Consider the following 5189-nt stretch of genomic DNA (forward strand, 5'->3'; position numbering starts at 1 on the left):
GCTAAAGCGGGCTGCATCCTGAATGTGATGGTTCCGACATTGGCAAGTAATTGCGCCCCTTGGACGCCGCTCAGCGTCATGTACAGCGAGGATGGCGTGTTCATCCGCTATGATTTTCTGCAGCAACAAGCCTCGCTATTGTTATTGGAACCGCGTTTGATCATCGATTCGCCGAAGGATTTCTTTGTGGCCGGATTGGCGGACACGTTGGCCAAATGGTACGAATCGGACGAAATCCTTTCCTTGCCTGAGAATGCCCAACAACCGATGCTGATGATGGCGCGCCAAGCGGCATACATCTGCAGACAAAGCATCCTCGATCACGCCGAGTTGGCGATCGCCAGCTTGGAAGCGGGGGAAGTGACGGAAGCTTTTGTGAAGCTGACGGAGGTCATCACTTCCATCAGTGGCATGGTCGGCGGGATGGGCGACGCCTTTGCGCGGACGACCATCGCCCATGAGATCCATGATGCCATCACCAATTTCCCGGAGTCGCATCATTTTCTGCATGGGCATAAGGTAGCCTATGGCATCATGGTCCAATTGGCTTACGAAAAGAAATGGGCGGAGATCGATAATCTGATTCCGTTTTATGAACATTTGGACATTCCGAAGAGCCTCCACGATCTGCACTTGGACAAACTGGACGCTGAAGGCATAATGGAGATCGCCCGTCTGTCGACCAAGCCCGAAGCACCGGCGCACGGACTGCCTTACGAAGTCACTGCCGAGTTGATGGCGGAAGCGATCCAGGCGCTCGAAGACTACATGGCGAATTTGCCTGAACTCTGATCCGAACGATTAAAGCTTGAGCAAGAGCTAGGCAACATTGATCGATGACCTTTCCGGTTTGGCAAAATCTGGAATAATCGGTATACTGTAAACACGAACATTTACCGATCAGAAAAATTACCCATTCATGATAAGCGAGGGATCATCGATGAACAGTGAAGAATTAGTTTCCAGAGCAAGAGCGGCCATGCAACATGCATACAGCCCGTATTCGCATTTCCCGGTAGGAGCGGCAGTCCTCTATAAGGACGGCGAAGTGATCGAAGGCGTGAACGTGGAAAATGTTTCCTTCGGCGCCACCAACTGCGCAGAGCGGACAGCCTTATTCACCGGCGTTACGAGAGGCTACCGCAAAGACGACGTCGCAGCCATCGCCATCGCCGGCGACACGGAAACATTCCTCCCGCCTTGCAGCATCTGCCGCCAGGTGATGGTGGAATTGTGCGGGTACGAAACGCCTGTCTACCTTTCCGATAAGCACGGAAAAATCATGGAGCTGACGATCAAAGAGTTGGTTCCTTACGCCTTTACCGATTTGGATATGTAAAAAAACAACTGCGGCCCACCTCTGATTGGTGGGCCACAGTTGTTTTATTGGTTTTGGAGCGATTGCGTTCCTCTGGAATTTACATTTTCAGGAATAATACATAGGCGATCGTCATCATCAGCAGCAAATGTGCGCTGATTCCGCCAAGGCAAAGGTAAAGAGTATCCCGTTTTGTTTCGTTGATCGTCTGGTACAGGCTGGCGATGAACGTCACCAGATAGCTGGACAGATGGACCAAGAACAACAACAGCACCGGAACCGCCATCAGTATTGGGGCGATGAGGCTGATCACAAACGCAGTGCCCAACAGCAACAAAGCAAAAGCGTTCATTCCTGCATATTGCGTCATCCAGTTGTGGAAAGCATGGCGCCTATGCAAAAAGAATGTCTTGATGAGGTATGCCAAGAATGGGTAAAGATAATAGAACGCCAAGAACATCAGAAAATTCTTCATGAACCAAACAACCGGTTCGACCTGGAATGTGACGGTCGGAAGCAGTGAAATCTGCGAAAGCAGATCATATTGATTAGTCAATGCGACCGCAATCCGGGTCACCAATCCGGCTGAAAGCAACGCCGAAAGGATGAAGGTAAAGTAGCCGTAAAGATTGTGGCTTTCCCTGCGCGATTTTCTGGTCTCCGCGGGGTCTTGCATTTTTTTCCACAAAAAACGCACGTAACGGATGAATTTATTCTTTGCTTCATTGAAAGAGAAAGCTTGCTTATCAGCACGCGAAGCCGCTTCAGCCGCCTCTTCATCTTCGCCTTCTGTTAGGTCGACAAACTTTTCCGTGTTATCTTCGAATAAAGTGGATTGATAAAAATCATCTTGATGGATCGCGTCCGAACCGGAAACATCCGACCCGCACATCGGACAGATCAAAGCCTCTTTCGGTATGCGATTATGGCAATAGGTACATATCTTCATCGGTTTTCTCCTTCTCACTGGTAACTAACTTCTAGAATAAGTCAGTTTGTGGGATATAGCAAGGTTATTTTAACGACAAATTTTTTGTAAAGGAACCGATAATTCGGTATGATAATAACAGCATAAATGAGAGGAATGATGACTTAATGAAAATGTTACACACTTGCATCCGCGTGCAGCACCTGGATAAATCGATCGCATTCTACAAAGAGGCGTTTGATTTCCGCGAGAAAAAGAAGTTGGATTACCCTGAGCACAAGTTTTCGATCGTCTACTTAGGTTTGGAAGGCGATGATTATGAGTTGGAATTGACTTACAATTACGACCATGTACCTTATAACATCGGTGACGGCTATGGCCATATCGCCATCGGGGTGGACGAATTTGAAGACCTTCACGACAAACAGTTGGCTGCCGGATTCAACGTGACCGACTACAAAGGCTTGCCTGATTCTTCCGTAAGATACTATTTCATCACCGATCCGGATGGCTACAAGGTTGAAGTCATCCAGAACAGATAGGACGGACCTATGGAGAAAACGACCAAGTACAAATTGCTTTTCATCGGCGACAGCATCACGGATGTTGGCCGCAACCGCAACAATCCCGATTCGCTGGGGAAGGGCTATGTGGCAATGATAGCGAAAGCTCTTGCGGACAGAGGTGATTCCGAATACTATCAGCTGATCAACCGCGGCATCAGCGGCAACCGAATCCATGATATAGCGGAAAGATGGCACAGCGATTGCGTTTCGCTCGAACCCGACGTCGTCACTATGTTGATCGGCATCAACGATACGTGGCATAATGTTGGCGACGAGAGTGTGTTTGCTACCAAAGAGGGCACTGAACAGTTCGAAATGCATTACCGTCATTTATTGGCTTCTTTGCGGAAAAAATCAAATGCACGAATCATTCTGATGGAGCCGTTCGTCTTCCCGTATCCGGAAGACCGTAAAACTTGGCGGGTCGATTTGGATCCGAAACAGGAAATCGTCAAACGCCTTGCCGAAGAGTTCGATGCCGAATGGATCGGACTGGATGCTTATCTGAATGCAATCGGTGCTGTCGAAGGATATGAAACATTATCCAACGATGGCGTCCATCCAACCAAAAAAGGCCACCGTCTCATCGCCGACGCTTGGCTGAAGCAATTTGACGAGAGTGGCAAAGAATAAGGATTATTGAGCAGGCAGTCTGTAACCAAAATAAAAGTCTTGCTTTTTCGGTTTCTGCATGATAAGATGTTTTACATGCGATGAGGCGACGAGCAATCAGGTGGGTTCGCCCATTCCGCGCAAGCGGCGAAGTGATTGCAAATCAAACGGGACATACGTGCTTGCACAACCACAGGATGTGGATGTTTGATGGTGACTGCTGTGAACAGTCCCATCCATGGGTTTACCCATGCCGTATCAGAAGAAAGGGTCGGAAAGATGAACACTTAGGTGTTTACCTTTCCGGCCCTTTCTTTTTGTATTGGTGTGGAAAAGGCCGTCAGCTCCGGTGAGGCCCGGATCGCAGGAGCTGACGGCCGCCAAAGACACCTCTCCTCCTGCGAGGATCGCTTCGCCGGAGGAGAGTGCGCTAAAGCCATGTCACCTCTGATGAGGGACGCTTCACCGGAGAAGCGCCCGGTTTCTCCGTTTTCTCCAGCTGTTCTCCCGCCAAGCCAACCCCGCCACAACAGGACCTTAAATCTGTAAGGGCTTTATTAGGAGCAGCGGCCGCCATGCGGTATAATCTAAGTAGGAAACTTAGGAAAGATTGGAGGCGCCTCAATTGAAAAATCTGAAATTATTGATCCTTTCTCTGCTGTCATTCTCACTAGTGGGCTGTTCATTCTTAACGACCGAGGAAACGAGTGTTTCGCAACAAGACGCTGCCGGAGTAGACAACGTGACGACCGAAATAGCCAAATCGGATGGGGCGGTCGGTTCGGGTTTGCTTATCGGTGAAAAGGTAGTGACCACCGTCCACCTTTCCTATGAAACATTGAAATATGATGATTCCATCGACTATCTGAAGGAAATCGTCGGTAAATATGGAGCCTATGTGGAGTATTCATATGAATCCAGCGGCGGTGACATGTTCTACACGACCTCCTCATTGAGCCAAAACTATCGCCAAGGCAGCTACACGATCAGGATTCCGAAAGATTCAGTGACAGCCTTCCTGGATGATCTGGAGGGTGGGCTGGGCACAAAAGTCAGCGAGCAGCAAGGCAACGAAGATGTTACGCAATATTATGAAGACACAGCCACGCGCATCAGCGTGCTGCAAAGGAAAGAAGAGCGCCTGCTGACACTGCTTGAGCAGGCAGAAACGGTAGAAGAGATCCTTACCATCGAAGACAGTCTCAGTGCGGCCATAGCCGAAAGGGAAATGCTGCAGTCCGAATTGGACAACATCGACGATCTGATCGACTATACGGCTTTGTATCTGACTGTTTCCGAGCGTTCGCGCATCTCGAACAACCAAGGCGGATCGGCGCCTTTCTGGGGTCGCGTCAAGGATGCTTTCACCGATTCGCTTTATTCCTTCTACTATTGGCTACAGGATGCCGCTATCTGGTTCATCTATGCACTGCCGTTCTTCGTAGCCGTCCTGATGCTGTTACTGCTGTTGTGGGCGATTAAAAAACTGTTCGGCAAAACGATTTGGGGCAAGCAAAGAGCTGAAAAGCAACTCCTGGAAAGAAAACAGATCGAAGAGCGCCGGAAAGAACGGTTTGAACGGACCCACCCAAGAAAACCGGGAGGGACAACCGTTGCATCCAAACCTATCGTAACACCACCGATATCACCAACAGATACTGCGCCATCTGTTCCGGAAACGCCGACAGCTAAAAATGATGCGTCAAAGGAAACAACCTCTGAAGCCGGAAACAGCGAAGATCCGTTGGAACCATAAGCTTAACAA

At 49.2% G+C, this 5189-nt stretch carries 6 protein-coding genes; 5 read left to right on the forward strand and 1 reads right to left on the reverse strand.

The features are described 5' to 3' along the window. Both WBV27_RS01325 and WBV27_RS01330 read left to right on the forward strand, forming a co-directional pair. Window positions 1-792: iron-containing alcohol dehydrogenase family protein (locus WBV27_RS01325; protein ID WP_424198731.1), on the forward strand; the 792-nt coding region annotated here is incomplete at its 5' end. 148 nt (window positions 793-940) lie between these two features. Then, window positions 941-1339 (forward strand): cytidine deaminase, encoded by a 399-nt coding sequence (locus WBV27_RS01330; RefSeq protein ID WP_272162107.1) that lies wholly within the window; start codon window positions 941-943, stop codon window positions 1337-1339. Window positions 1340-1418: 79 nt separating this feature from the next. On the opposite strand, the gene WBV27_RS01335 is transcribed toward WBV27_RS01330, so the two are convergent. Beyond that, window positions 1419-2267, reverse strand: a complete 849-nt coding sequence (locus tag WBV27_RS01335; RefSeq protein WP_424198733.1) for a hypothetical protein — start codon at window positions 2265-2267, stop codon at window positions 1419-1421. A gap of 146 nt (window positions 2268-2413) precedes the next feature. Between WBV27_RS01335 and WBV27_RS01340 the strand changes: the two genes are divergently transcribed. The 3 genes from WBV27_RS01340 to WBV27_RS01350 all read left to right on the forward strand — a co-directional run bounded on the left by WBV27_RS01340 (window position 2414) and on the right by WBV27_RS01350 (window position 5180). Continuing rightward, entirely contained in the window at window positions 2414-2788 is a 375-nt protein-coding gene (locus WBV27_RS01340) for a VOC family protein (protein WP_424198735.1), read from the forward strand. A gap of 9 nt (window positions 2789-2797) precedes the next feature. Further along, window positions 2798-3445, forward strand: a complete 648-nt coding sequence (locus WBV27_RS01345; RefSeq protein WP_424198737.1) for an SGNH/GDSL hydrolase family protein — start codon at window positions 2798-2800, stop codon at window positions 3443-3445. Window positions 3446-4049: 604 nt separating this feature from the next. Then, window positions 4050-5180: a DUF4349 domain-containing protein gene (locus WBV27_RS01350; RefSeq protein WP_424198739.1), complete on the forward strand. Its 1131-nt coding sequence runs from the start codon at window positions 4050-4052 to the stop codon at window positions 5178-5180. Window positions 5181-5189: the final 9 nt, after the last annotated feature.

Source organism: Trichococcus sp. (assembly GCF_049589555.1).
Classification (GTDB): Bacteria; Bacillota; Bacilli; order Lactobacillales; family Aerococcaceae; genus Trichococcus.